This is a genomic window from Pseudomonas sp. 3MAES_34.3B (assembly GCF_058145875.1).
Window position 1 is genome coordinate 2,151,244 of record NZ_CM176960.1, and the last position, 22,906, is coordinate 2,174,149.

A 22,906-nucleotide genomic window follows, 5' to 3' on the forward strand; every position below is an offset into this window, starting at 1 on the left:
CGGCTCATTCCGCAGCCCGCCCAGGCAACTCCATACCTTCCGAGTGGGCGATGGTCTGAAGTGAACAGCGGCTGATACCGAGCTGGGCGGCTATTTGGTTTTGGCTGGCTCCCTGTTCCACCAGTCGGCGGAAAACAGGTGCCATGGTACGGTGACGCTCGGCCTGCTTGTCCGCAGTGTAGGATTCGAACTCGATGCCGTTGCGTTTGGCGATCTTGTTAACGGTGCGGGTGATCAGGCGAGCGGCTTTGGCGGCGGCTATAACGCCCAGGTGGCGATACGCGCGGAGGAAGGCAACGACCCCGGGCGCGTCCGTCACGCTTGGCTGCGGGCCGGGAGCGGCATGGTCGATGCTCAGTATCTGCCCGCCGGAGCTAAAGAACGCATCCTTCGCCTGCTCAATGGCCGCCTGGCGCTGGGCGTAGGTCTGGGGTGAAGTACTCGCTCACTACACGCCCCACATCGCCCATACAACAATGCCAAGGCCAAGCAGGGACGCCCAGCGGGTCATGCGTTCACCGAGCTCTTTTACCGACATCACTAGACCGTCGCGCTTCTCGACCGCGTTCCAGCTGCTCCGCGTACTTCGCCGCTTCGGCGTACCGCATGCATTGGCCGTGCGGGCGGTGGCGCCCGGCGTCAACCACATCCCAGGCATCGCCGCGAGACTCGTCATAGAACCGGGATTTGGAACGAAACTCGGCACGGGCCGCGGCGGAGCGGGCTCGCAAGGCGTTGAGCACGTCCAGCTTCGGCTGGAGGAGGGGGTGAGGTAGTCATCAGGTTTCTGCAGGCGATGATGTAGTGAAGAATTCAACGCTGCGAAGCATGCGCAACTGCACTTTTCGCCGTTCGGGTACGCGCCTGTCTCGGCGAATGTCGTGGTCATCAATGAAGCTGTGCACCGCCCGCTCGGCCAAGACGATGAACATCGGCGCGCTGCTTGAAGGAGGATTGGATTCTTGAACGCAGGGTACAAAAAAACCTGCCTAAGTGGTGGACTGACGGCCGTCAGCGAGTTTGGGGAAAATACAGATCTCCCTGCAAAGCGAAGCTATAAGACAATTTCGTCTGGGCTAGCTTGGCTTCCTCTCGGTCCGCGAAGTATCCAACTATGGCCGTGCATCCATCTGGCGGCAGCAGAGGATGCCCACTGCCCTCTAGTATGGCCTGCACTCTGTCAAATTCCCGCCCTGGCTTGCTTGGAATTCGGACTGTCCAGCCGTGAGAAAGCACTTCTCTTTGAATAGCCTGGACGTTGGAGCCACAGTGCTTGCATTTTACGGCGGCTAGTTTGATCAGCTCTGCACAAAGAGGGCAGGGCCGCATATCAATAGTTTCGCAGGCGGGCTGGGTGCCCAAGGTCGCGCTCCCGCGTCTGCCGTCAAAGATAATCAATAGGAGGCCTGCGAGCGCAATCATACCTCCTATCAACGTGTAGTTTTGGCGATCGGCCATTAACCCTAGGTTGTTCACCCGCCCCGCGCCGACGCCCGTGCTTACGGAAACATCCATTCCCAGAGCTGAAATCACAAAAACGATGCCGATTACCAGCACCACGACGCCAAAACCCCGCATACCCACCTCCCTGTAAATGAGCCATCATTATACCATCAAGACAACGGGCAAAAGAAAACCCGCCGGAGCGGGTTTCGATTAAGCGGCTGGTATGCCAGCGCGTATTTCCTCAAGTAATCGTTCCTGGCTTTCCTCATAGCTCGTCACACGGACGCCTTTAAAGGACCGTAGCTCTTCGGAAATTTCCCTATAGGCCTTCAGCAGTTTGGGACGTCCGGGCTCCGGTGGACCAGCGATGAACAATGTGTCGTCAGCCAAGGCTCCCGCGGAGTTCAACCGCCGAACCTTAGCAATCCAGGCATCCCCATGTTCAAGAATTTTATTAGGTTCATCGTGGCCAAGGTGTATCGGCTTCAACGCCTGAACCGCCCTCTGGTTCACTAACATGACGTAGGGAAATTTCACTGGGTAATCAACGCTGCCAAGCTTTTGCTCGCTGTACTGCTGCTTGAGATTGGACGCCGATAGCAGCTTCCCAAGCTGACGCTCTAGAGCCGTCTCTTGGTATTCCTTGGTTGCGAAGCTGTGATTCACGTAGTGGTCAAATAAGGTCGCAATGGCTTTGTCTGCATTATCAATCGCTAAGGTACCAGGATCACTGAAACGCATCATGGTTTCGCGAGGGTGCACCAGGTGTTTGAAAGCCGACAGCAACGACCCTAAGTCATGGGAGTGCTTGGCTAGATAGCTGCTTAGGCGCACCAGCTCAGCATCCATCTCTCTCCGCGCCCGGATGAATATGGACGAATCGAGGCTCGGAAAAAAATTGGTAATTCTTTGACGTTTTTTCTCAAGCTTGTAACGGAAATCGCCGTTATTCGCGATGAGGACGACACCAATGTTCACAAACTCTCCTGTTTCCGGATACGGAAGGAAACGAAGGACTGAATAATTGCATACGTATTTCATAACGCCCCCCAGAAACGCTCTTCCCTGAACCTTTCTAAAATTTCCAAACGCGCAGCTAGGGTCGGCTCGGTCTGGTCTAACAAATCTTGATCCCGGAAGACCCAGTCATCGGGCAAACGGCCGATGATCCTACCCCACTGAGAGAGCGCGTTGCCAAGCATTTCGCCGTACTGCTGACGAACGACATAATCCTGAAAAGCGACGCGGCTATCGCGAAACACATGAGTCTCGAAGAAATCTTGGGCGGTAAGATCTGGGTCAAAAGCGGCGTTGTGGTCGATCACACTGAGCTGTCCGCCTGCGTCCAATATCAGATTCACATTACCTCCGCTTTCAGTAAGGCAGCGGTCGCCATTCTGAACCCACCAATCGAACAGAAGCAAAAGGCGCCTCTGATCAGCTTCCATTCGGTTTATGTTGGAAATGGTGAAGTCAGATGCGTTCTCAACAGCTTGTGAGGCAAAAGCTAGACCTCCTGACAAATCCCCCACGTTCGGCATCGCGCTGAAGGCAATCAATTCCCCCGGAATGGTCATGAAATGCCACGGTGGGATTGGCAAGCCTAGCGCATGCCCTAGCTCAGCACACAAAGCTTCAGCAATCAGCGCAGGTCCGCCAGACTTGGACAGACCCTTCACGAAATACGTATGCCCATCGTCCGCACGAACCAAAAAGGGCTTGATTGAATACCCTTGGTGGCTTTGTCGGATTATTTCGACAGCGTTAATACTATCTGGCATTCGCCATTTCCCTGTCACAGCTCAACAGTTCCTATGCTCCTCGCGGCGGCCCCCTGCGGGTCACAGGTCCCTGCAACGCCACAACACCTGTCATTGAATGTCCAGCTCGAACCGCTCACCTTGCAGTAAATGCCACGTCGCCTTCGCAGATCGCTGGGCACATACTGTCCCCGGTGAGGTAGATTACCATTAAGTTCTTAGGCCGGGCGCGCTTGGCCCGCAGGCAGTCTTGCTTAAACGCCAGCCTTGAGTGCTCTTCGACGAAGGCGCGGTCGTGACCTAAGCCCGCATCGGCCTTTGTGGTGTACTGAATGACGAACGCATAGCTTTCATCGGCGGCTAGCTCCTCCTCCAGCGGCGCCCCGCTCCTGGAAAAATTCGCGGCGAGGGTTGGGCTGAACTCTATGCGATCAAACTATAGCGCTGCAGCTAGCTTAACCAAGGCCTCCAGGCTCAACGTGACCCAACACCAAGGCGTTGCGGCATGGGTTCATCAAGAAAAGCTAGAAAACGCCAGCATCGGACCTCGACACCGGCCGGCGGCGTAAAGCCACGTTACAGAGATAGGGTATGGACAAACATATCGGTTCTGACTTCGACGATTTTCTTTCCGAACAGGGCATGCTTGCCGAGATTTCCGCGGCTGCACTCAAGCGAGTCATCGCTTGGCAACTGGAGGAATTGATGAAAGCGGAGAAACTGTCCAAGACAGCGTTTGCCGAGCGAATGCATACCAGCCGGACCGCAGTGGATCGAGCTTTTGACCAGAATAACCCTGGCATGACCCAGGCAACCCTTGCGAGTGCCGCCCGCGCGCTAGGGCAACGGGTGGAGGTTGGTTGATCCCGGACGGTGCGCCTGTGCTTTCGCTTAAGCGGCGTGATTGTAAGGCAACGTAGACGATTCGGTTACGGGCCATATTAGAGTGCCCATTCTATACGTATAGAATGGGGCGTCCGTGTATGCGGCCATGCAACGGCTCACAGCTTAAACCTCCAAGCCTTTATCTTTTGGCGGTGCTGGATCAACTGCGCGGCCCGGCCAGAGCAATACAGCCAACCAACCTCAAAAATATACATCGGAGTGGCAGACGCCAGGATGGCAGAGGGAGATTTCCCTAAGGTCGCTTCACTTGAGATGAAGAACACGTCTCTCAGGCCGATCGCCATCAGCCATAGGCCGAACCAAAGTAGAAAGATAAGCTGGCATGTGTGCCCGCGGCTAACCTCACGGCTTATCCAAGCCGTATCGAACCGGTAACGCCGCAGGAAGCGGAGCTCGGACAGCTTGAGCTTGCGTGTTAGCTTAGTGAAACCTGACACGCTGCGCTGGGCCGGTGCCTGTTCACGCTTCGTTCGCTTCGATAAGAACTGTTTGCACTTCAGTGATAAGTAGGGAAGCAGCCAAAGTACGAATGCCTGCCAAAGTCCTGATGCGGCGTTTTCCCAGAGCCAGCGTAGGAGATCAAGCAAAGCAGAGGTTTGGGTAGACATAGAGCATTCCTTTGCTTCGGTGGTTGGAAAGAGAGGGCCGGCAGGTCGGCAGCCTCTGCTGAGTTCCTGCAAAGCCTGCTCACAATATGGGTATCAGTGCTGAGAGGAGCTATTCACGTAGCCTGAAGTACAGCTCAGCCCTGACGAGCATCGGTATCTTCTTTTTGCAATTCGAGCATTCAATTGAATCCATCGTGGCATGGCGGGGCGCGCATACGACTTCCGAGGTCACTGCGTTTGAGCCACGCCGATCGGGTAACGGGGGAACCCCCAAGACGCCGCTCGCCCTTCCAGGCACTCGTTGCGTCGAACTAGTGAATCCCTGTAACTACCCCACGCCGCAAACCCCCCGCCGCAATCAGTGAAAAACAAATGCGCCCGCCGCCCAACTCATTGTTTTCGGCAATAAGGTTACCCCCGTGCGCTTTCATGATCGTTCTGCAGATCGCCAGCCCCATACCAAGCCCTGTGCCCTTGGTGGTGAAAAACGCTTCGAATATCCGGTCGCGGTTTTCCTCGGCAATGCCCGGGCCATTGTCGTCAACACGAACACACACCCGCGCGTCTTCATGCTTGGCCAAAATACGGACGATTCGATCACCTGAATTCAGCGAGACGGCTTCCACCGCGTTGTTTATCAGGTTGTAGAACACCTGCTGGATTTGCACCCGGTCGGCATTGACCAGCAAGTTAGGCGCGAGCTCGGCATGAATGGTGACATTCTGCCGCTCGATATCGGCAGCCGTAAGGCGCAGCACTTCACGAAGGAGGTCATCGAGCTTGAACGCTTCGAGCTGAGGAGGTGCCTGCTTGGCCAGTTGGCGGAGTGCCTTGACGATGTTGGTCGCCCTGGCGCCGTCAGCCCGAATGTCTTCAAGGCCCAGAACCGCTTCTTCGATATCAGGATTATCCCGGGTCAGCCACATCAGGCTTGCGTCCGCATTGGACACGATGCCGAGCAGGGGCTGGCTGATCTCATGGGAAATGGATGCTGAGAGTTCACCCATGATAGTGAGGTGTGCGCTGCGGGCCAGTTCCTCCCGGGATTGGCGAAGCTCGCTTTCGACCTGTGCTTTGAGCTGCGCTTCTTCCACAAGCTTCTCGTACAAGCGGGCGGTATCCAGCGATACCGCAGCCTGAGTAGCCACGATATCCAGAACCGTGAGGCGCTGCTCGTTGAAGATCCCCGCAGACAGGCTGTTCTCAAGGTACACAAGCCCAAGCACCGAGCCTTGTCGAAGCAGGGGAAGGCAGAGAACAGAGCGGGTGTGCCGCAGAACGTAATCGTCCCGGTACGCTTCGGGGCAGTCGACATGGACATCGTCCAATACCAGCGCTTTTCTTGTCCGGAAGGTGGCATTGAGAATTGAAGCCGGGACTTCAACCTCTGCGAGGTTGTCCAGGTCCACTACAACCTCGCCCTGAGCGACGCGGCCCGAGGCGGCAATGTTGAGTTTTCCTGACTGTACGACGTACAGCACGCCAAGATCTGCACCGGCCTGCACCATCAGGTGGTTGACCAAGGTCACAACCAGCCTGTCCAGCAGCACTTCTTCCGATAAGGCTTTGGCCGTTTGAATGCTCACGGCCAGGTCCAGACCAGGCTCTGCAAACGGGCGATGCTCCACTATCGGCTCGCTCGCCAGGAAGGAAAACTTCTTCTCCAACCAATCCGCCTTGCCGTCGCCGCCCCACATCCGATACCAGTCACGTGCCACCCGCATATGTAGCGTAATGCCCGAAATCAGTCCGTTCTTGCCGGTAGCGGTGCCAAGCATCTCGTGCGCCAGCGCGTATTCATTGACGAAGCCGGCTGCAGCGGAAGCAATGGCGGATTCATCAAAGCAGCGGATGGCATGCATGTCATCGTCCTGCAGCATGGCGATCATGCCTTCGATGAACATCAGCTTGCTTTTGAAGGTAGCTGGATTGACCGAGGCCCACTCGGCGAAGCGTTCGCGGCGGGCCCGCAACAGAACAAGCTTTTGCTCAAGGCTTCCGGGGGCATCCGGGTGGGCTTCGGCGAGGCTTGAGTAAAGGTAGTAATCGGCCAGGTTGATATGCCCTGGCACCGCCCAGACCAAGCGCTCGGCCTCTTTGAACTCTGTAATAGCGCTTTCGAAATCATGATAAAAATACGCCGTCATCCCGGCGTACAAATGGATGTAAAAGGCCGTGGTACTTGAAAATCCGCTGTCAGGCGCCGCAATGGCACCTGCCTGGCGCGGCCTCGCTGGCAGGAGCGCACCGCGGCCGTGACGCATATCGCTGACAAATTTTTTCTGCGCTTGAAGCACATGTTCCACGTCCGCGTATTGGTACTGTCCGACCAGTGCCAACCCCCGCGATATTTCCTCTTCGACCTTGACCAGGCGCTCCCCCATTGCCAGCAGATCGGAGGACACGTGGTAGCAGGCGTAGCACACCATGCTGATGTTTTCACCCGCTTGCCCCGCGGAGATCGCCTGCCTGGCTTTTTGCACCGCGGCCTTGACTGGAAGCGTCCACGAAGAAAGCCGGTCCATCGCCACCAGCGTTGCAGCCCGGGTGTGATCATCCCCATGCGCCTCGTCCAGCGCTTCGGCGGCTTGTGCGAATTCAAGGCCTCGCGTGTAGGCCCCAAAACGGTCCGCGATCATCACGCCGAACCAGGCGAGCCCTTGGGCAGACGCTGGAGCGGAACCGTGCCGCAGGGTGAGTTCTACAATCTTGGCCAGGTGAGTGAACCGAAGGCCACCCTCGATGAACAGCGTACAGAACAGCGCGCTCAGCAGGTCGAGCGAAGCAATGAAAACAGGGTCGGCACACTTCGGGATGGCCCCAAGGCTTGCGATGGGCCGGTCGCCAATCAGCTGGATGATTTCCTCGTAGGACTGGTCGATGGCGCTTTTGTCCGGGTTTCGCTCCAGGTTGATGTCGAGCAGGCGCAGGCCGGAAAGGGCCGCCGAGATGGCGCTCTCGTAGTCGGACTGCAGCGTTTTCAACGTCGCCTTCAGACGGAACCCGATGGCCATGTCAAAGGGAGGGCGCGCATGGCGCAGACAATCGTCGATCAGCGACGCAGAGGATTGAAGATGGCCCAACTGGAGCTCGCACTCGGCATACAAGCGGTGCGCCTCGAAGCAGGCGGGGTACTGGGCAGCCCAACCCGATTCGCCCAGCAGGCCTTTGGCGGTACTGAGGTAGCCCGCCGCCTGGTTCAGGGCGGCGGCGTCCTTGGCCCGCTCAGCTGCAGAGATCAGCAGGCGGATGAAAGGGACCTGGTACCGAGGCGGCACTGTTTCTAGCGAGGTTCGCTGGATCTGGTTGGCGATCTCGAAGGCGCGATCGGTTGGCTTGTCGCCCCATACATCAAGCATGGCGGCGGCAATCAACCCATGTTGAGCGGCCTGCAACTCACCCGCGACCAGATTGTAGGCGGCTTCAAGAAGCCTGTCGTGTGGGAAGGTGTAGCCGCCGTCATCATGAATAAGCAGCCCCGCCGTAAGGAGCGGCTCGACCAAACCCTGCGCTTCCGAGGGGCTGATTCCCGCGATCTGAAGGAGTAATGCTTCGTCGCATCGGGTGCCGACACAGCTGGCCAGCCTGAGAATATTGCGCTGCTCAGGCGGCAGTCGATCAAGCCGCTCGATCATCAGGTCGACGACGTTATCGGCATAGTTGTGTTTGCGTACTTGCTGGGCGGACCAGGTCCACCTACCGGTATCGGGATCTACCTTGATGATCTGATCGTCGACCATCGCCCGAACGATCTGGTGCACGAAATAGGGGTTGCCTGCGGTTTTGGCGGCGACGATTTTCGCAAGGTGGTCCAGGTCATCCACCGGCAGGCACAACGAGCTTGCCATCAACTGCGCAACGGAGTCAGTCGCCAGAGGCTCCAGGAACACTTCGGATGTTGGCGCGATGTTGCGCTGCGCTGCCCGGTCCAGGAACTGGCCGCTGTTTCGCAGCGCTTCCACTTCGTTGTCGCGGTACGCCACGATGAGCAGAACGTTGCCAGGCGGCTCACTGAGGAAGGCGGTCAGCAGCAGCAGGGTGGATTCATCGGCCCATTGAATATCGTCCAGAAATAGCAGAAGTGGCTCTGCTTCACGTGGGAAAGCCGCAATTGCCTTGAGCAGGGTGCGAGTCGCCCGTCCTTGTGCCTGCCGGGCCGGGAGCTCGGTCAGGAGTGGTTGCCTGCCGATGATCCCTTCCAGCTCCGGGACGAGCTCTGTGAGAAGGCGGCCGTTGCCGTCCAGGTTTCTGATCAGCGAATCCCGGATTCGCCGCAGGTCGGCTTCGTCTCGACCCAACGCACGTGCAGCCAATGATTGGAACACCTGGGCAAATGGGCCATAGGGAACCTGCCGTTGAAGCAGGTCGCTTTTCCCACTGGCCCACCAATGCCCCGGCTGCCCCTGGAATACTTCACTGATCAATGCCGATTTGCCTGCGCCTGGTGCGCCGCTGACGAACAGCAGTTCGGAGACGCCCGTAGTGGTAACGCGCCGCAGCGCCCCCTTGAGGCGCTGGCTCTCATACTCGCGCCCAAACAGGCGTTGGGCTGTGGACATCCCTGGTTTGAAATCGGTACGCCCAAGGGCAAAGTCGGTCACCGCCGCGCTCATGTTCCATTGGGTGAGGCAATGAGAAAGGTCTGCGGCGAGCGCATCCGCGCTTTGATAGCGGGAGCGGGGATCCTTGGCCAGAAGCTTGAGAATGATCTGGCCAACCACGTCGGGCGCGCGGGTTTTGCCCACTGCTGGCAGGGACGGAGAGATCGCAATGTGGGCGTGCATCCAATGCGCGGGATCTTTCGCATCGAACGGCAAGTGGCCCACCACCGCGCGATAGAGCACTACCCCCAAGGCATAGAGATCGCTTCGTTCGTCCGTTACCCGGTCAGCGGGCCTGATCTGTTCTGGAGCTACGTAGGGCCATTGCTCCGGAGTCGGCATCAGGTTGCTGGCACTGGTCAGCGCCGTTCCCTGGAACCCTCTCAATCGAATCCGGTTACCGTCTCCCACAATGATATGAACCGGGCGCAGATTTCCATGAACAACGCCATTGGCGTGTGCGTTAGACAGCGCCCGAGCTGTTTTCTGCCCGATCGATAGCAACTGGCCCACAGTGAACTCGGTCGAGTCCAGGAGCTTGCCGAGATCAGGATCCTCGGCCTTTGGATAGAGCAAGGTCAGGCCATCGCTGGTTCGGATCAGCGCTTCAGGAACCTGCGCCCACGACTCATCCAGGGCCAGATGGAATTGCCGCTCCAACTGATGACACGCGCAGGGTGATTGCACTGACACCCGAACAGCGTCCCAGCTACGCCGGATAGCTGGATCACGCACTTCGCAATACGAAATATCGCCCTCCCTGCGAATTAGCGTCATCGTGCATCTCGACAGCCAGGCTTCGTCGAACTGTACGGGCAAGGTGAACGGGTTCGAGCTATCAGGGTGGCTTGCCATCCGGGCGTCCAGTGTCATGCGAAGGAGAAATTGCCCGGATTATACAGAGCGCTCAAGGCAGAAAACCTTAATCGGCGCATGGCTGAAACAGGTCCATGTTTGGCAGGGTTTAGCCTCATAAACCGTGCTCGGCCGGTTGACGATACCTTCTAGTGCAGGTGGCGGCGATGGAGGCCTATCCCTTGGGATAATTGTCTGAAGCGAAGGGTTTAGTTTATGCTCAGGTAGTCGCCGGATGATGCACATGTCCAAGCGTAAATCCTGCAGTGGGCCCGCCTTAGTGTTAAGCAAGAAAGTAAATTAGCAGATCCGCTATTTTCAATGGTGGTCGCACGTCAACTTACACGGCATCTATCGCTGAATGAACACTACATTGATGAACATAGCCGTGGTCGATGACGATCAGTCTGTCCGTAAAAGTCTGACTAATTTGCTGAAGGCTGCCGGTTACCGCGCGATGAGTTTCCCCTCTGGCGAGGAAATCCTCGCTTTCCCTGATATGGGGGAGCTGTCGTGCGTACTTATGGATCTACGGATGGGGGGCATGCAGGGCACGGAAGTGCAAAGGTTGCTGGCCCAGCGGGCACCCGGTCTGCCGGTGATCTGCATGTCGGCGTTCTGGGATGAAGCTTCCCTTGCAGAAGCCACCGCTCAAGGTGCTTATCAGTGCCTGCGCAAACCCTTCACCGCCGATGAATTGCTGTCCTCGATCCGCGAGGCGGTGCCGGGCATTTCCGCCAGCGCTTCGACTGGGGCGGCGTAAACGGTTGAGATACACTGGCGGCTCACTCTTCCCACGCGTTGCCGCCATGCCCCCGCTCAAATACCTGCAAGCCTATCCCGCCGACCTGCAAGCCAGAGTACGCCAGATGATCGAGCAGCAGCGCCTGGGCGATTATTTGCAGCAGCGCTATCCGGAGCGGCACGCTATACAAAGCGACAAGGCGCTGTATGGCTATGTACTGGACATCAAGCAGGAGCATCTGCGCAATGCGCCCAGCCCCGACAAAGTGCTGTTCGATAACCGGCTCGACCTCACCCACCGCGCGCTCGGGTTGAACACGGCGATCTCCCGTGTGCAGGGCGGCAAGCTCAAGGCGAAGAAAGAAATCCGTATCGCTTCATTGTTCAAGGAAGCCGCACCGCAGTTTCTGAAGATGATCGTGGTACACGAACTGGCTCACTTGAAAGAATCCGACCATAACAAGGCCTTCTACAAGCTCTGCGAATACATGCAGCCCGGCTACCACCAGCTGGAATTCGACCTGCGGGTTTACCTTACCTGGCGTGACCTCGCCACCTGACCGGAAATTGCCCATGGATGTCAGCAAAACCCGCACCAGTTTCTACCGGCGCCTGTACGTGGCTTACTTGATCGACAGCGGCCTGGCCAGCAGCATCCCTGCTTTGACCGAGGTGACCGGCATGCCAAGGCGCACCGCCCAGGACACCGTGGCAGCGCTGGCGGAGCTGGATATCGTGTGTGAGTTCGAACAGGCGGAGGGCGAGCGTAACCATATAGGCCACTACCGGATCCGGGAGTGGGGCGCGATCGACCGAGGGTGGGTCGATCGCAATCTCGCGCGAATCAAAGACGTGTTGCAGTATCCCTGATCAGCTGCGGCGCTTTTTACCGGGCGAGGAATGCCGGGCCAAAATTGCGCCCGGCTACCTCTACGTATGATCCCCCAGTCAGGCGTGAGTAACCTCGCTCGCCACCCCCAACAGGCCAACTTCCGGCGCAGGCGCAAAAATCATATCGTCGTTGCGCAGGTCCAGGCTCCAGTCGCCGGTAAGGGCGATTTCGAACCGGTGGCCCTGGGCGTCAGGTTCCACATCCTTGAGGTAAGTGCGGTCCAGCTCCGCGTTATAAACCTTCTTCAAGGTAGTGCCGGTACCGTCACCGAAACCCGTGTAACCCAGCGCCGCCACGTCGATCTTGTCGTTGTAGTCGGCGAATCGAACAATCAGGTCTACAAAGCTCTGGCTGTCGGTGCGGTAGCTGTCGGTGGCCGTCATGTAGCGGAACACGTCTGCATCATTGGTAGTGCGGGAAAAAATCGAGGTATTCGGGTCGTCGCCGCCGCTCAGCTGGTCGGCCCCGGCCCCGCCAATGATCACATCGGAACCTCCACCGCCATCGATACGGTCATTACCCGCCAGGCCATAGACGACTTCCGAGATTGCCGTTCCTGTGATCACATCCCGGCCTGACGTGCCTTCGACAGAGGGGGCTGTGAATACCAGGTTGGTGCTGTTCAATTGCCCCACCAGGTCGCCGTCGAACGCCAGTTCGAAGCGCTGCCCATTGGCATCGGCATCGAAGCTTTTCAGGTAGGTACGGGTGCCGTCCGCATTGGCCTGGATGGCCAGCGTGCCATTGTGCCCGTCACCAATGCCGGTGAAGCCCAGCGAAATCAGCCCTACACGGTCCTGTGAGGGATCGAAGTCCAGAATCCGGTCACTGCCGGTTTCGCTGGCGGTACGGTAGCTGTCGCTGACTTGGGTGAAGCGGAAAATGTCCGCGCCATTGCCACCCAGCAGCACGTCACGGCCACCTGCGCCTTGCAGTACATCGTCGCCGCTCAGGCCGCGGATGACCTCCGCCGTGTCGTTGCCCATCAGGTTATCGCCGTCGCTGGAGCCATCCACGTGGTAGTTGCCGTCCTGGCTGCCGAAGGTTGTGTCCAGGCTGCCATCCGCGTTCAAGCGGGTGATCACCTCGCCGGCAATAAGGAATTTGCCATCGGGCTGAACGACTACCGAGTGGGCATAGTTCGAAGCGCCTTGGGGCACTTCGATCGTGAGCTTGCCGTCGTCGCTGAAGGAGGTATCGAAGGAACCATCGGCGTTTAGTCGCAACAGGTTGAAAGCGCTGTTGTCACTGCTCTCGCCGGCCACGATGATCTTGCCGTCGGCTTGAACCGTTATTGAAGAACGATAGTCCAGCCCCAGCGCAGGGTCGAAGTACACAACCCCGTCGTCGCCGAACCGGGTATCGACGTTGCCATCCGCTGTGAGCCGCTGAACGGCATACGTTGGGTCGCCAGGGCTGCCGGGGCCGGGCCCCTCGTCACCGCCCACGTACAGCCAGCTACCCAGTACTACGCTGCCGTCGGGCTGCACAAAGGTGGCGATATTGCCGTTCGAATAGTTCCCGGTCGGGTTGAGGACAAGCGTGCCGTTATCACCGAAATCCTGGGCCGCGGTACCGGTGCTGTCCAGTTTGAACACTATCGCTTGCGAGGTGCCGCGCAGGCTGGCATACACCGAGCCATCCGCCGTGGCGTAAATAGCCATACCGTCATAGCCAAAGGGTACGTCCAGGGTGGCGGTGCCGCCGTTGGCGAAGCTGGTATCCACGGTGCCGTCCACATTGAAGCGTTCTACCTTCAAACCGCTCAGGCTCGACTGCGCCGAAAGCACCTTGCCGTCGGCCTGCACCGCCATTACATAGTAGGCGTCATCTTCCGGGTCCAGGCTGGCGGGCACGAGGGCAATTCCATCCTGGCTGAAGCTCTTGTCCAGGCTGCCGTCCGTGTTCAGGCGCACCGCTGTGAAGCTGCCGCGTGTGCCATAGCTTTCATCGCCCGGCGAGCCCGGGTAGCCAATAGCGGTCTGGAAGCTTTCGCCCCCTACAATGATCTTGCCGTCGGGCTGAAGGATAATGCTCCAGTTTGAATCGGCACCTGTGGAAGGGTCGACCTGCACGGTACCCGGGCCGGTTCGCACGGTGTAATGGATGGTGGCCCTGCTATCGGTTGAAGCCATGACATTGTCCTTTAGACATGGAGCTCGAAGGGGCGGGCGAGGGGTACGGCACTGTCCCTCTGGATCCGACCTTGGCAGCGCGCATAAATGCGAACAGAACCACGCCGACCTTTCCCTAACCCCTCAAGCGATCTACCAAGGCTCTGCGCGCCTTCTCTTCCGTGCGCTCGAAGTGCAGCGGCGTCACCGCGATCCCGCCCCGGGCAATCACCGCGGTTTCGCTGTCTTCGGCATCGGGCGTGTCATCCCGCTTGATGTTCAGCCAGTAGTACGCCTGTTCACGCAAATCGGTACGCCCCGTTACCTCCAATCCCCGCATACGCCCACGGTCCTGTCGGGTCACTTGCAGAGGGCCGGCCTGGTCGGCGGGTACGTCGGGGAAGTTCACGTTCAGGCAAGCGCCGGGCGCCCAGCCGGCGGCCCATAGCTGCCGGATAACCCCCGGGGCCAGTTGGCGCGCGGTGTCCCAGCGTACGCCGTCGCGGCGGGTGAACGCTTGGCTCAGGGCAATGGCAGGTAATTCCAGCAGCAGGGCTGCCATGGCTGCGCCCACCGTGCCGGAGAACACCGTTTCGCGCCCGAGGTTCGCGCCTTTGTTTATGCCGCTGAGCACCAGCTGTGGTGGGGTGGGCATCAGCTGGCACACGGCCATGGCCACGCAATCCCCGGGCGTGCCGGAGACGGAGAAACGCCGCTCGCCGCGACTGGTCACCCGAAGCGGCTGATGCAGGCTGAGCGCATGGGAAACGCCACTCTGGTCGTGGTCTGGCGCTACTACCCAAACCTCGACGCCCAACTCGGCGGCCACCGCTTCAAGCGCGGCCAAACCCGGCGCGTCGATGCCGTCATCGTTGGTGAGCAGCACACGTTCAAGGGGTTCAGTCATCGGTATCAGGCTCCTGAGGGGAATGGGCGAAGTTCCAGCGCGGGGCAGTCTTGGCCAGGCGGTGGCGCATATCGTCGATGTTGGCGGCCAGCTCCCGGGTCATGGCCCGGTAGCCGTCCAGCGCGGGGTAGGGCAGTTCTTCTGCGGGTTGACCGGCAGGGCGTTCAGCCCCTCGCAGCAGCTGCTCGCTGTGGCCGTCACGGAGGGCGCGCGCCATCCCCACCAGTTGCCGGCGAATGAAGCGGTGCTCGGCTTCAAGCGATGAGCGCAACGCCGCCATGGCGGCGGCATCCTCTGCAGGCGGGCGGGTATCGGCCAGGATCTCGAGGAAGGAAATGCACAGGCGCAGGTTACGCTGCAGGGCGTCCAGTTCGGTTTGCGAGATCTGTACTTCCTTGGAAACGGACGCCATCAGGCCCCGCAGCTGCACCAGGGAGGCACTGAGGTTGCGCATGCGTTTGAGGTGCGCATCGCTGGTCACGGCTTCGCCGGCAACGATGCGGCCATGCACCGCGGCACACTCGCGCAGGGTGCTGGCCAGGTTGTAGCGCCATGAGTACACCGCGTACAGCGGCAGCGCGAAGGAAAACGCCAGCGCCAGCACGTTGCCGATCAGGATATCGACGGTGCGCCACAGGCCATCGGACATGGGATTGTCCCCGTGGCCCGCGACGATGAAGATCGTGATGGCGGACAGCAGCGCGGTGTAGCCCCCTTTGCCGATGGCGTGGTACGCGAAGAACCCGCAGGCCGAGGACATCAGTACATAGGTGAGCAGCGACCAGCCCAGGTAGCTTTGTTGGGCAACGATGGCCAGGCCGATGGCGGCGCCGATCAATGTGCCATACGCCCGCTCGGTGGCCTTGCGGCGGATGTTGCCATGGTGCTGCAGCCCGCCGATCACGATCAGCATGGTGACCGAGGCCCATTCGCCGTGAGGCAAATGGATGCCCGTAGTCAACAGGATGGTCGCCACCAGCCCGATGGCCACCCGCACGGCATGGATCAAGCGGGCGTGACGAAAGCGGCGGTAAGGGTCGAGCAAGGGGCGGAGCAGTCGACGAAGGAACAAAGGCAGCGAGGCGGTCATCAATGGGCTTCAGGGTCGAGGGTAGGGTGAAGGAGGGCGCGCATGCAGGATAGAGCAGGCGCAGCGGCCTGGTGATGCAGGAAAGGGTAGTAGCTGAGGTGGGGGCGGGCAAGGGCAATGCGCGCCTGGTGCTGATAGGTGGGCGTCTTGACCTGTTGGAGCTGGCGAAGCCTGCGAACCGGCCGCACTTAGTTCTCCAAGGTGCATGTTCCCGAGCTTGGCCGGATGGTCGCCATGCGCTACCTCACGGCAAACTACGCACATAATCACTCATGGGGTTCTTGAGCCACGCCTGAAGTTCGGCTTCAGCCTGTTCCAGCGCATTGGGGTTGAGCAACTTGCGCAGTAGGGCGATGTTTACGGCACGGGCCCGCAAGTTGAAGGCGGTCGCGCGTTCACCGGACTCCCCTGGCTGGTAGATCCCAAGTTTCTCATACAGCTGCTGCAGCCGGTTCTGCACGGTGCGCAGTGAGAGGTTGCGACGGCTGGCGATAGCGCGGTCTGTGAGGCCCAGGGCGATGTCTTGCAATACTTCGTATTCGTTGTCGGTGAGGCCGTTGCGCAGGTCTTGGGTTTTCTGCTGCACACCGCGCACTTCCCGGTCGATCACGCACTGCTGCTCGATGAACAGGCTTCGCAACGCCAAACGCAGGCGTTCTTCGGAAGCGGTCTTGAGGATGTAGCCATAGGCCGCACCCGGCGGCACGATGCGGGCGATGCCACGCACGTAGGCTTCATCGGCGTAGTTGGACCAGAACAGGATGGAGGTGTCGGGGCGGTCCTTCCAGATGGTCTTGGCCGCTTCCACGCCGGTGCGCTGGGGCATTTGCAGGTCCATCACTACGGCGTTTATCTGGTGGGCGTGGGCCAGGTGTACGCCCTCCAGGCCGTTCTGGCCTTCAAGCAGTTGGTCGCACTCGGGCAATGCCGCTTCGATCACTTCCTTCAGGAATGCCCGGTGAACCGGGTCGTCTTCCACCAACAGAATGTTCATGGCTGCTCCAGCGGCGCGCTGCCCAGTGGCATGCGGATTTTCACCCGCGTGCCCTTATTCTCGGGGCCGCGGTCAATGTGCACGTTTGCACCGAGCAAGCGCGCGCGGATCTGCATGTTCCGGATGCCCCCGGTCTTGAGCAGGTCCTTCACGTCCAGCCCAAGGCCGTCGTCGAGGATCGTGAGTTCCAGGTGCTGTTGGCTACCGTGAATCATCACGGCGATGGTGGACGGCGAGGCGTGGGTAATCGCGTTGTTCACCGCTTCCTGAATGATCCGGAACAGGGCTACTTTCTGCGGTTCGGCGAGGCGATTGGCCTGGCCATCGGTGTGGTCGTACAGGTGCGTTTCAATAGCCAGGCCGCTGTTGCGCACGCTACGCAGCAGCAGGTCTTCGAGCCCTTCCTCGAAGCCGAACAGCTGCAATACCGTGGGTTTCACCGCATCGATGATCAGCCGAAGTTCGCGCATGCTGTCGTGCAGCGCCTCGGTGATCAGCGCCAGCTCACCGGCCACGGCGGCGTCGGTGGTTTGCAGCCGCGCCAGGCGCCGGTGCAGGCGGGTCATGTCTGCCAGGGTTTGGTCGTGCAGGTCCATGCCGATGCGCTGCCGCTCGTTTTCCAGTTCTTCAGTGAGCCGAAGCGCGCCCAGGCGAAGGCCTTCCTCGCGGGCGACGATACGTTCCTTGGCGATGGCCAGCTTCTTGGCCTGGTCGGTCTGGCGCAGGGCATAGAGGTAGGACGCCAACAGGTCCGCCACGTGCTGGGTGTATTGCACGTCGCCCAAGGTATAGAAGTTCGCGCTGTGCTTGGAGCAACTGAGCGCGCCGATGATCTCGCCGCAGGCGCGTAGCGGTACATGCAGCCGGCTGCGCAGTTGCGCGTCGAAGATGGGCTGGTTGAACGCACCAGGGAACTGGAAGCGCTCATCGGTCATGGCGTTATCCGTGAGGATGAACGGCTCACTGCCTTGCAGCACGGTGCGGATGGGGCTCAACGCAATCGGTAGCGGGTGGTCGACGAATTCGCTCCAGGCCGTGAGCACGCCGGTTTCATACGCGTGCAGATGGTTTTCCCCATCGAGCAGCAACAGGCTCACGTCGATGTGGTCGTGAGGCAGGATGTAGCGCACCTCATGGGACACGGCGTTGATCATGGATTGGAAATCCAGCAGCCCGGCGAGGGCACGGGATACGCCGAGGAAGTGCTGCAGCACTTTTTCAGGAGGAATGTGTGGACGCTGCACGGTGCCTGGCCTTTATTGTTCTGGGGCATGCCGGTATGGCGATCGCACTATGGCGCATTGGATCGCTACCTGCACAGCCTAGCGCGCCGCGGCGCCATGCGCTTGCGCGGGTGCGCTCGCCGGGTGCGGGATCCCGCAAGCGGTGTGCGTGATCCTGCGTAACGTGTGCGCCGATCGCCGAAGACGCCGCTGGATCCCAGGCGCAGACTCGCCTCGGAACGTCATGAAACCGACCGGCCCTGGCCGGCCGTCACTACCCCACAACAATAACAAGGGTCATGCTGATGAAACGTCCTCCATTGCGGCACGTGCTGTTGTCGAGTGTATTGCTGTTGTCGCCTTTCGCTGTTGCCCACGCCGACACCTCGGATAAAACCATCGCCTTGTCCAATAACTACGCCGGAAACTCGTGGCGGCAGAACATGCTTGCCAGTTGGAAAGAAACCACCGACAAGGCCGTCAAGGATGGCGTGGTCTCCTCCACTGACGCGCTTACCACCGGCGAGAACCAGGCCACCGAGCAGGCGGCGCAAATCCAGAACCTCATCCTCCAGGGCTACAACGCGATTGTGATCAACGCGGCCTCGCCCACGGCGCTCAATGGCACGGTGAAGCAGGCTTGCGACGCCGGGATCATTGTGGTGTCGTTCGACGGCGTGGTGACCGAGCCGTGCGCCTACCGCATTTCCATGGACTTCAAGCAGAGTGGCCTGGACCAGATGGATTACCTGGCCAAGCGCTTCCCCAACGGCGCCAACGTACTGGAAATCCGCGGCCTGGCGGGTGTGTCGGTGGACGAGCAGATCCACAGCGGCATCGTTGCCGGCGCGCAGAAATACCCCAACCTGAAAATCGTAGGCTCGGTGAACGGCAACTGGACCCAGACCGTGGCACAGAAAGCCGTGGCGGGCATCCTGCCCAGCCTGCCCAAGGTGGATGCCGTGGTCACCCAAGGTGACGATGGCTACGGTGCCGCCCAGGCCTTTGCCAACGCCGGCCGGCCGACGCCCACCATCATCTTCGGCAACCGCGAAGAAGAACTGTCATGGTGGAAAAAACAGCGCGATGCCAACGGCTACCAGTCGTTCTCCATCTCCAGCGCGCCGAGCATTTCCAGCCTGGCGTTCTGGGTGGCGCAGCAATTGCTCGATGGCAAGCAGTTGCCCCATGACCTGCTGTCGCCAGCACTCAGCGTAACCCAGGAGAACCTGGACACCGCCCTCAAAGGGGTGGAGAGGGGCGGCATCGTGACCCAGGTGTATACCGTGGATGACGTTGCCAAGCTGCAGGCCAAACCCGCCGCGGCGCTGAGCGCCAACTGACCGACCCTGCCGCCTGGGAGCACACATGAGCACGATCCAGCGAGCGCTGGTGACCTTCAAGGGCACCAGCAAATCGTTCGGCGCGGTGCGCGCGTTGAACAACGTGGACCTGAGTTTCCACGCCGGGGAATGCCTGGGCCTGATCGGCCACAACGGCGCGGGCAAATCGACGTTGATGCAGGTGCTGGCCGGCACCCTGGCGGCCGATACCGGCACCATGCAGGTCGAAGGCCGCGACCTGCGCGCCAGCTATAACGTGCAACTGGCGCGCCAGCACGGCATTCGTTGCGTGTTTCAGGAGCTGTCCCTGTGCCCGAACCTGAGCATTGCCGAGAACACCCGGCTGATGTCGCCCGCCATCCGCGGCTTCGGTTGGCGCCGCGAGGCGAGGGCACGGGTACTGGCCTGCCTGGACGAGATCTTTCCCGGCCATGGCATCGACCCGGACGACACCGTGGCCGACCTGTCCATCGGCAAACGGCAGATGGTGGAAATCGCCCGGGCCTTCGTGCACGTGGACGAGCCGCTGAAACTGGTGATTCTCGACGAACCCACGTCTTCACTGGACGCCCGGGTAGCCGAACAGCTGCTGCGTTTTGTGCGGCGCTTCGTGGCCAAGGGCGGCAGCATCGTGTTGATCAGCCATATCCTGGCCGAGATGCTGGGCACCTGCGATCGCATCGCAGTGATGCGCGACGGCAGTGTGGTAGACATTCGCCCCGCGAAAAACTTCGACCACGCCTCGCTGGTGGAATGCATGGGCAGCGCCGCCAGGGCCACGGCCGAACGCCAGGCGTTTGCCTCCAAGCGCCTGCAAGGTACGCCGGTGATTTCCCAGCAACCTTCACGGCAACGCGATGGCCGCACCGTCGACGCCCACGCCGGGGAAATCGTCGGCCTGGCGGGCCTGGCCGGGCATGGGCAAAGCCAGTGGCTGACCCAGGTGCTGCGCCGGTGCATCGCCAGCGGCCAGGGCGCCGCGCTGGTGGCCGGTGATCGGCAAACCGACGGGGTATTTCCGCTTTGGTCCATCGCCGAGAACATCACCGTGAGCTCCTTGGCGCAACTGCGCCGTGGCGCCCTGATCGACCCTGACGCCGAACGTGCCATGGCCGAGCAATGGCGCGAGCGCATGAACATTCGCACCCCCAACATGGCCAACCCGATCCTGTCGCTGTCTGGCGGCAATCAGCAAAAGGCGCTGTTCGCCCGCGCCTTGGCGTCCAGCAGCAAGGTGATCCTGATGGACGACCCTATGCGCGGCGTGGACGTGAACACCAAGCGGGAGGTGTATTCGATCATTGCCGAGGAAGCCGCCAAGGGCCGCACGTTCATCTGGTACACCACCGAACTGGAAGAGCTGGACCACTGCGACCATGTGTATGTGTTCCGCGACGGCCAGGCGGTGCTGGACCTTCCACGCAACCAGCTCAGCGAGGAGCAGATCCTGCGGTGCTCCTTCGAGGAACAGCTCGTATGAATGCGTCTACACCCCTTCCCTTGAAGGCTCTGGTGGCCAGGCCAGCGCGGCTGAATGTGGCCCGTTTGCTGCGCGGCGCGCTACCGGGCGTGTCGCTGGCGGTGCTGCTGGTGGTGATCTTCGTGATGCAACCCCGGGCCATGAGCTACATGGGCATGAACCTGATGTTCAATCTGGCGGTGCCGATCGCGTTGGCGACCATTGCCCAGATGCTGATCATCACGGTGAACGACCTGGACCTGTCCCTGGGCAGCTTCATCAGTTTCGTGGCGTGCGTGTGCGCGACGGTGCTCAACCAGCACCCGCTGCTCGGCTGCCTGGCGCTGGTGGGTTGCGTGGCCGCGTATGCACTGCTCGGCGCCTTGATACACCTGCGCAAACTGCCTTCTATCGTGGTCACCCTGGGCATGTCGTTCATCTGGATGGGCGGCGCCATTCTGCTGCTGCCGGCCCCGGGCGGTACTGCGCCGCAGTGGTTGCAGGCCGTCGTGCGCTACAAAACGCCGCTGTTACCGTTCGCGATCTTCGTGTGCATCGCGCTGGCACTCGTGGTGCACCTGTTTCTGATGCGTTCCACCTTGGGTGTAGTGCTACGTGGCGCCGGTGGCAACCCCATCGCCGTGGCCAAGGCGGGATGGTCGTTGCTGCGGATCAAGGTCAGCCTGTACGCACTGGCCGGCACCTTCGGCGTACTTGCCGGGCTGTTCCTTGTCGGCCTTACCACCTCTGCGGACGCCAGCATCGCCTTGCGCTACACACTGCTGTCCATTGCCGGGGTAATCCTGGGCGGTGGCGAGTTCGTTGGAGGGCGCGTATCGCCCATCGGCGCGGTGCTGGGGGCGCTCACCCTGGTGCTGGCCGGGTCATTGCTGTCCTTCCTGCACATCTCCCCGGACTGGCAGATCGGCGCCCAGGGCGCGATCCTGATCCTGGTGCTGGCATTGCGCGCGTTCGTGAACCGCCTGGAGGCACACTCATGATGTCCGCCCGTTCCGCGTTTTCGCGCCTCAATAGCAAACCCTGGCTGTGGTCGTTCCTCGCCGCGTTACTCATATGGCTGGCGACCATCCTGTTCACTGGCGGTATGGGCGGCGGTTCGCTGCTGTCCAGTGCGCTGAGTTTTTCGGCGTTCTTCGTGATCGTGGGTATCGGGCAGATGTTCGTGATCACCACGGGCCCCGGCAACATCGACTTGTCCATCCCGGCCAACATCGCCCTTAGCGGCGCGGTGGGCATGAAGCTGATGAACGAACAGGCGGATTTGATCTGGCTCGGGGTAGGGGCGGTGCTGTGCCTGGGCGTGCTGCTGGGCTGCGCCAACTACGCCTTGATCCGCGTGCTGCGGATACCGCCGATCATCGCTACGTTGTCTGCCAGCTTCCTGCTGCAGTCCACGGCGATCGCCTACGGGCGCAGCGTTCGCATTCAACCACCAGAGCTGTTCTACAGCTTCTGCACCGGCAACGTGCTGGGCGTGCCCTACCTGGCGATCAGCGTGGCAGTACTCGCCGTGGTGATGGGCTATGTGTTGGCCCGTACCCGCTATGGCCGCTGGACCGTGGCCATCGGGCAGAACGCCCGCGCCGCCGAACTGGCAGGCGGGCGAGTGGGCCGGGTGCGCTTTGCCACCTACGTGTTGAGTGCTGTGTTCGCCAGCCTGTGCGGGGTGTTGCTGGCGGGCTTTTCCGGTGGCGCCTCGCTGAGCATGGGCGAGGAATACCTGCTGGCTTCCATCGCGGTCGTGGTGATCGGCGGCACTTCGGTAGGCGGTGGATTTTCCAACGTACCTGGCATCTGGGGCGCCGCGTTGTTCCTGTACCTGCTGGTGAGCATGCTCAATACCTTCGGCGCCAGCGCCGGGGTGCGGCTGATCCTCACCGGCTTGATCATTATTGCGGTGATTACCGCTGTGAGCGGGCGCTCGTCCGCCCGCGCTGCTTGAG

At 60.4% G+C, this 22,906-nt stretch carries 20 protein-coding genes; 8 read left to right on the top strand and 12 right to left on the bottom strand.

Annotated features, from left to right (window positions below; translation table 11 throughout):
* Nucleotides 1-4: 4 nt before the first annotated feature.
* The 5 genes from AC3Z8Y_RS09635 to AC3Z8Y_RS09655 all read right to left on the bottom strand — a co-directional run bounded on the left by AC3Z8Y_RS09635 (nucleotide 5) and on the right by AC3Z8Y_RS09655 (nucleotide 3,227).
* Nucleotides 5-319: a hypothetical protein gene (locus tag AC3Z8Y_RS09635; protein WP_490089472.1), complete on the bottom strand. Its 315-nt coding sequence runs from the start codon at nucleotides 317-319 to the stop codon at nucleotides 5-7.
* A 460-nt stretch (nucleotides 320-779) separates the two neighbouring features.
* Nucleotides 780-932, bottom strand: a complete 153-nt coding sequence (locus AC3Z8Y_RS09640; RefSeq protein ID WP_490089473.1) for a hypothetical protein — start codon at nucleotides 930-932, stop codon at nucleotides 780-782.
* A gap of 79 nt (nucleotides 933-1,011) precedes the next feature.
* On the bottom strand, nucleotides 1,012-1,578 hold the full coding sequence (locus AC3Z8Y_RS09645; RefSeq protein ID WP_490089474.1) for an RNA-binding protein: 567 nt from the start codon (nucleotides 1,576-1,578) through the stop codon (nucleotides 1,012-1,014).
* A gap of 78 nt (nucleotides 1,579-1,656) precedes the next feature.
* The gene (locus AC3Z8Y_RS09650; protein ID WP_490089475.1) at nucleotides 1,657-2,487 is read right to left on the bottom strand and encodes a DUF3037 domain-containing protein; all 831 of its coding nucleotides are present in this window, start codon (nucleotides 2,485-2,487) and stop codon (nucleotides 1,657-1,659) included.
* Nucleotides 2,484-3,227 (bottom strand): HipA family kinase, encoded by a 744-nt coding sequence (locus tag AC3Z8Y_RS09655; protein WP_490089476.1) that lies wholly within the window; start codon nucleotides 3,225-3,227, stop codon nucleotides 2,484-2,486. The genes AC3Z8Y_RS09650 and AC3Z8Y_RS09655 overlap by 4 nt, the downstream gene beginning before the upstream one ends.
* 570 nt (nucleotides 3,228-3,797) lie before the next feature.
* Between AC3Z8Y_RS09655 and AC3Z8Y_RS09660 the strand changes: the two genes are divergently transcribed.
* Entirely contained in the window at nucleotides 3,798-4,070 is a 273-nt protein-coding gene (locus AC3Z8Y_RS09660; protein WP_490089477.1) for a Fis family transcriptional regulator, read from the top strand.
* 137 nt (nucleotides 4,071-4,207) lie between these two features.
* Here AC3Z8Y_RS09660 and AC3Z8Y_RS09665 read toward each other — a convergent pair whose 3' ends face one another.
* Both AC3Z8Y_RS09665 and AC3Z8Y_RS09670 read right to left on the bottom strand, forming a co-directional pair.
* Complete coding sequence (locus tag AC3Z8Y_RS09665; protein ID WP_490089478.1) at nucleotides 4,208-4,720, bottom strand: hypothetical protein; 513 nt, start codon at nucleotides 4,718-4,720, stop codon at nucleotides 4,208-4,210.
* A 311-nt stretch (nucleotides 4,721-5,031) separates the two neighbouring features.
* A complete protein-coding gene (locus AC3Z8Y_RS09670) occupies nucleotides 5,032-10,176 on the bottom strand; it encodes a trifunctional serine/threonine-protein kinase/ATP-binding protein/sensor histidine kinase (RefSeq protein ID WP_490089479.1) in 5,145 nt (1,714 codons plus the stop codon).
* A 361-nt stretch (nucleotides 10,177-10,537) separates the two neighbouring features.
* Here AC3Z8Y_RS09670 and AC3Z8Y_RS09675 point away from each other — a divergent pair, with 361 nt between their 5' ends.
* Genes AC3Z8Y_RS09675 through AC3Z8Y_RS09685 form a run of 3 tightly spaced genes read left to right on the top strand, consistent with a single transcriptional unit; the run spans nucleotide 10,538 to nucleotide 11,790 of the window.
* The gene (locus tag AC3Z8Y_RS09675) at nucleotides 10,538-10,939 is read left to right on the top strand and encodes a response regulator transcription factor (RefSeq protein WP_490089480.1); all 402 of its coding nucleotides are present in this window, start codon (nucleotides 10,538-10,540) and stop codon (nucleotides 10,937-10,939) included.
* A 46-nt stretch (nucleotides 10,940-10,985) separates the two neighbouring features.
* Nucleotides 10,986-11,480, top strand: coding sequence for a M48 family metallopeptidase (locus AC3Z8Y_RS09680; RefSeq protein WP_181122238.1), 495 nt, complete (start codon nucleotides 10,986-10,988; stop codon nucleotides 11,478-11,480).
* Between the two features lie 13 nt (nucleotides 11,481-11,493).
* Nucleotides 11,494-11,790: a winged helix-turn-helix domain-containing protein gene (locus tag AC3Z8Y_RS09685; RefSeq protein ID WP_490089481.1), complete on the top strand. Its 297-nt coding sequence runs from the start codon at nucleotides 11,494-11,496 to the stop codon at nucleotides 11,788-11,790.
* A gap of 78 nt (nucleotides 11,791-11,868) precedes the next feature.
* Here AC3Z8Y_RS09685 and AC3Z8Y_RS09690 read toward each other — a convergent pair whose 3' ends face one another.
* The 5 genes from AC3Z8Y_RS09690 to AC3Z8Y_RS09710 all read right to left on the bottom strand — a co-directional run bounded on the left by AC3Z8Y_RS09690 (nucleotide 11,869) and on the right by AC3Z8Y_RS09710 (nucleotide 18,161).
* The gene (locus AC3Z8Y_RS09690; RefSeq protein ID WP_490089482.1) at nucleotides 11,869-13,947 is read right to left on the bottom strand and encodes a calcium-binding protein; all 2,079 of its coding nucleotides are present in this window, start codon (nucleotides 13,945-13,947) and stop codon (nucleotides 11,869-11,871) included.
* Nucleotides 13,948-14,062: 115 nt separating this feature from the next.
* Nucleotides 14,063-14,833, bottom strand: coding sequence for a 5'/3'-nucleotidase SurE (gene surE, locus AC3Z8Y_RS09695; RefSeq protein WP_490089483.1), 771 nt, complete (start codon nucleotides 14,831-14,833; stop codon nucleotides 14,063-14,065).
* Nucleotides 14,826-15,923: an FUSC family protein gene (locus tag AC3Z8Y_RS09700; RefSeq protein ID WP_490089484.1), complete on the bottom strand. Its 1,098-nt coding sequence runs from the start codon at nucleotides 15,921-15,923 to the stop codon at nucleotides 14,826-14,828. The genes surE and AC3Z8Y_RS09700 overlap by 8 nt, the downstream gene beginning before the upstream one ends.
* Nucleotides 15,924-16,167: 244 nt before the next feature.
* Nucleotides 16,168-16,917, bottom strand: a complete 750-nt coding sequence (locus AC3Z8Y_RS09705; RefSeq protein WP_490089485.1) for a response regulator transcription factor — start codon at nucleotides 16,915-16,917, stop codon at nucleotides 16,168-16,170.
* On the bottom strand, nucleotides 16,914-18,161 hold the full coding sequence (locus tag AC3Z8Y_RS09710) for a GAF domain-containing sensor histidine kinase (RefSeq protein ID WP_490089486.1): 1,248 nt from the start codon (nucleotides 18,159-18,161) through the stop codon (nucleotides 16,914-16,916). The genes AC3Z8Y_RS09705 and AC3Z8Y_RS09710 overlap by 4 nt, the downstream gene beginning before the upstream one ends.
* Before the next feature lie 284 nt (nucleotides 18,162-18,445).
* Here AC3Z8Y_RS09710 and AC3Z8Y_RS09715 point away from each other — a divergent pair, with 284 nt between their 5' ends.
* Genes AC3Z8Y_RS09715 through AC3Z8Y_RS09730 form a run of 4 tightly spaced genes read left to right on the top strand, consistent with a single transcriptional unit; the run spans nucleotide 18,446 to nucleotide 22,905 of the window.
* Complete coding sequence (locus AC3Z8Y_RS09715) at nucleotides 18,446-19,483, top strand: ABC transporter substrate-binding protein (RefSeq protein ID WP_490089487.1); 1,038 nt, start codon at nucleotides 18,446-18,448, stop codon at nucleotides 19,481-19,483.
* Nucleotides 19,484-19,508: 25 nt separating this feature from the next.
* Nucleotides 19,509-20,963 (top strand): sugar ABC transporter ATP-binding protein, encoded by a 1,455-nt coding sequence (locus tag AC3Z8Y_RS09720; protein WP_490089488.1) that lies wholly within the window; start codon nucleotides 19,509-19,511, stop codon nucleotides 20,961-20,963.
* Nucleotides 20,960-21,943, top strand: a complete 984-nt coding sequence (locus AC3Z8Y_RS09725; protein WP_490089489.1) for an ABC transporter permease — start codon at nucleotides 20,960-20,962, stop codon at nucleotides 21,941-21,943. Before AC3Z8Y_RS09720 ends, AC3Z8Y_RS09725 begins: the two co-directional genes overlap by 4 nt.
* Nucleotides 21,940-22,905, top strand: a complete 966-nt coding sequence (locus AC3Z8Y_RS09730; RefSeq protein WP_490089490.1) for an ABC transporter permease — start codon at nucleotides 21,940-21,942, stop codon at nucleotides 22,903-22,905. The genes AC3Z8Y_RS09725 and AC3Z8Y_RS09730 overlap by 4 nt, the downstream gene beginning before the upstream one ends.
* The last annotated feature ends 1 nt before the right edge of the window (nucleotide 22,906 follow it).

Coding starts and splice junctions, on each gene's coding strand:
- AC3Z8Y_RS09640 (WP_490089473.1), bottom strand. CDS start 932: ATGTTCATCGTCTTGGCCGAGCGGGCGGTGCACAGCTTCATTGATGAC.
- AC3Z8Y_RS09645 (WP_490089474.1), bottom strand. CDS start 1,578: ATGCGGGGTTTTGGCGTCGTGGTGCTGGTAATCGGCATCGTTTTTGTG.
- AC3Z8Y_RS09650 (WP_490089475.1), bottom strand. CDS start 2,487: ATGAAATACGTATGCAATTATTCAGTCCTTCGTTTCCTTCCGTATCCG.
- AC3Z8Y_RS09655 (WP_490089476.1), bottom strand. CDS start 3,227: ATGCCAGATAGTATTAACGCTGTCGAAATAATCCGACAAAGCCACCAA.
- AC3Z8Y_RS09660 (WP_490089477.1), top strand. CDS start 3,798: ATGGACAAACATATCGGTTCTGACTTCGACGATTTTCTTTCCGAACAG.
- AC3Z8Y_RS09665 (WP_490089478.1), bottom strand. CDS start 4,720: ATGTCTACCCAAACCTCTGCTTTGCTTGATCTCCTACGCTGGCTCTGG.
- AC3Z8Y_RS09670 (WP_490089479.1), bottom strand. CDS start 10,176: ATGGCAAGCCACCCTGATAGCTCGAACCCGTTCACCTTGCCCGTACAG.
- AC3Z8Y_RS09675 (WP_490089480.1), top strand. CDS start 10,538: ATGAACACTACATTGATGAACATAGCCGTGGTCGATGACGATCAGTCT.
- AC3Z8Y_RS09680 (WP_181122238.1), top strand. CDS start 10,986: ATGCCCCCGCTCAAATACCTGCAAGCCTATCCCGCCGACCTGCAAGCC.
- AC3Z8Y_RS09685 (WP_490089481.1), top strand. CDS start 11,494: ATGGATGTCAGCAAAACCCGCACCAGTTTCTACCGGCGCCTGTACGTG.
- AC3Z8Y_RS09690 (WP_490089482.1), bottom strand. CDS start 13,947: ATGGCTTCAACCGATAGCAGGGCCACCATCCATTACACCGTGCGAACC.
- surE (WP_490089483.1), bottom strand. CDS start 14,833: ATGACTGAACCCCTTGAACGTGTGCTGCTCACCAACGATGACGGCATC.
- AC3Z8Y_RS09700 (WP_490089484.1), bottom strand. CDS start 15,923: ATGACCGCCTCGCTGCCTTTGTTCCTTCGTCGACTGCTCCGCCCCTTG.
- AC3Z8Y_RS09705 (WP_490089485.1), bottom strand. CDS start 16,917: ATGAACATTCTGTTGGTGGAAGACGACCCGGTTCACCGGGCATTCCTG.
- AC3Z8Y_RS09715 (WP_490089487.1), top strand. CDS start 18,446: ATGAAACGTCCTCCATTGCGGCACGTGCTGTTGTCGAGTGTATTGCTG.
- AC3Z8Y_RS09720 (WP_490089488.1), top strand. CDS start 19,509: ATGAGCACGATCCAGCGAGCGCTGGTGACCTTCAAGGGCACCAGCAAA.
- AC3Z8Y_RS09725 (WP_490089489.1), top strand. CDS start 20,960: ATGAATGCGTCTACACCCCTTCCCTTGAAGGCTCTGGTGGCCAGGCCA.
- AC3Z8Y_RS09730 (WP_490089490.1), top strand. CDS start 21,940: ATGATGTCCGCCCGTTCCGCGTTTTCGCGCCTCAATAGCAAACCCTGG.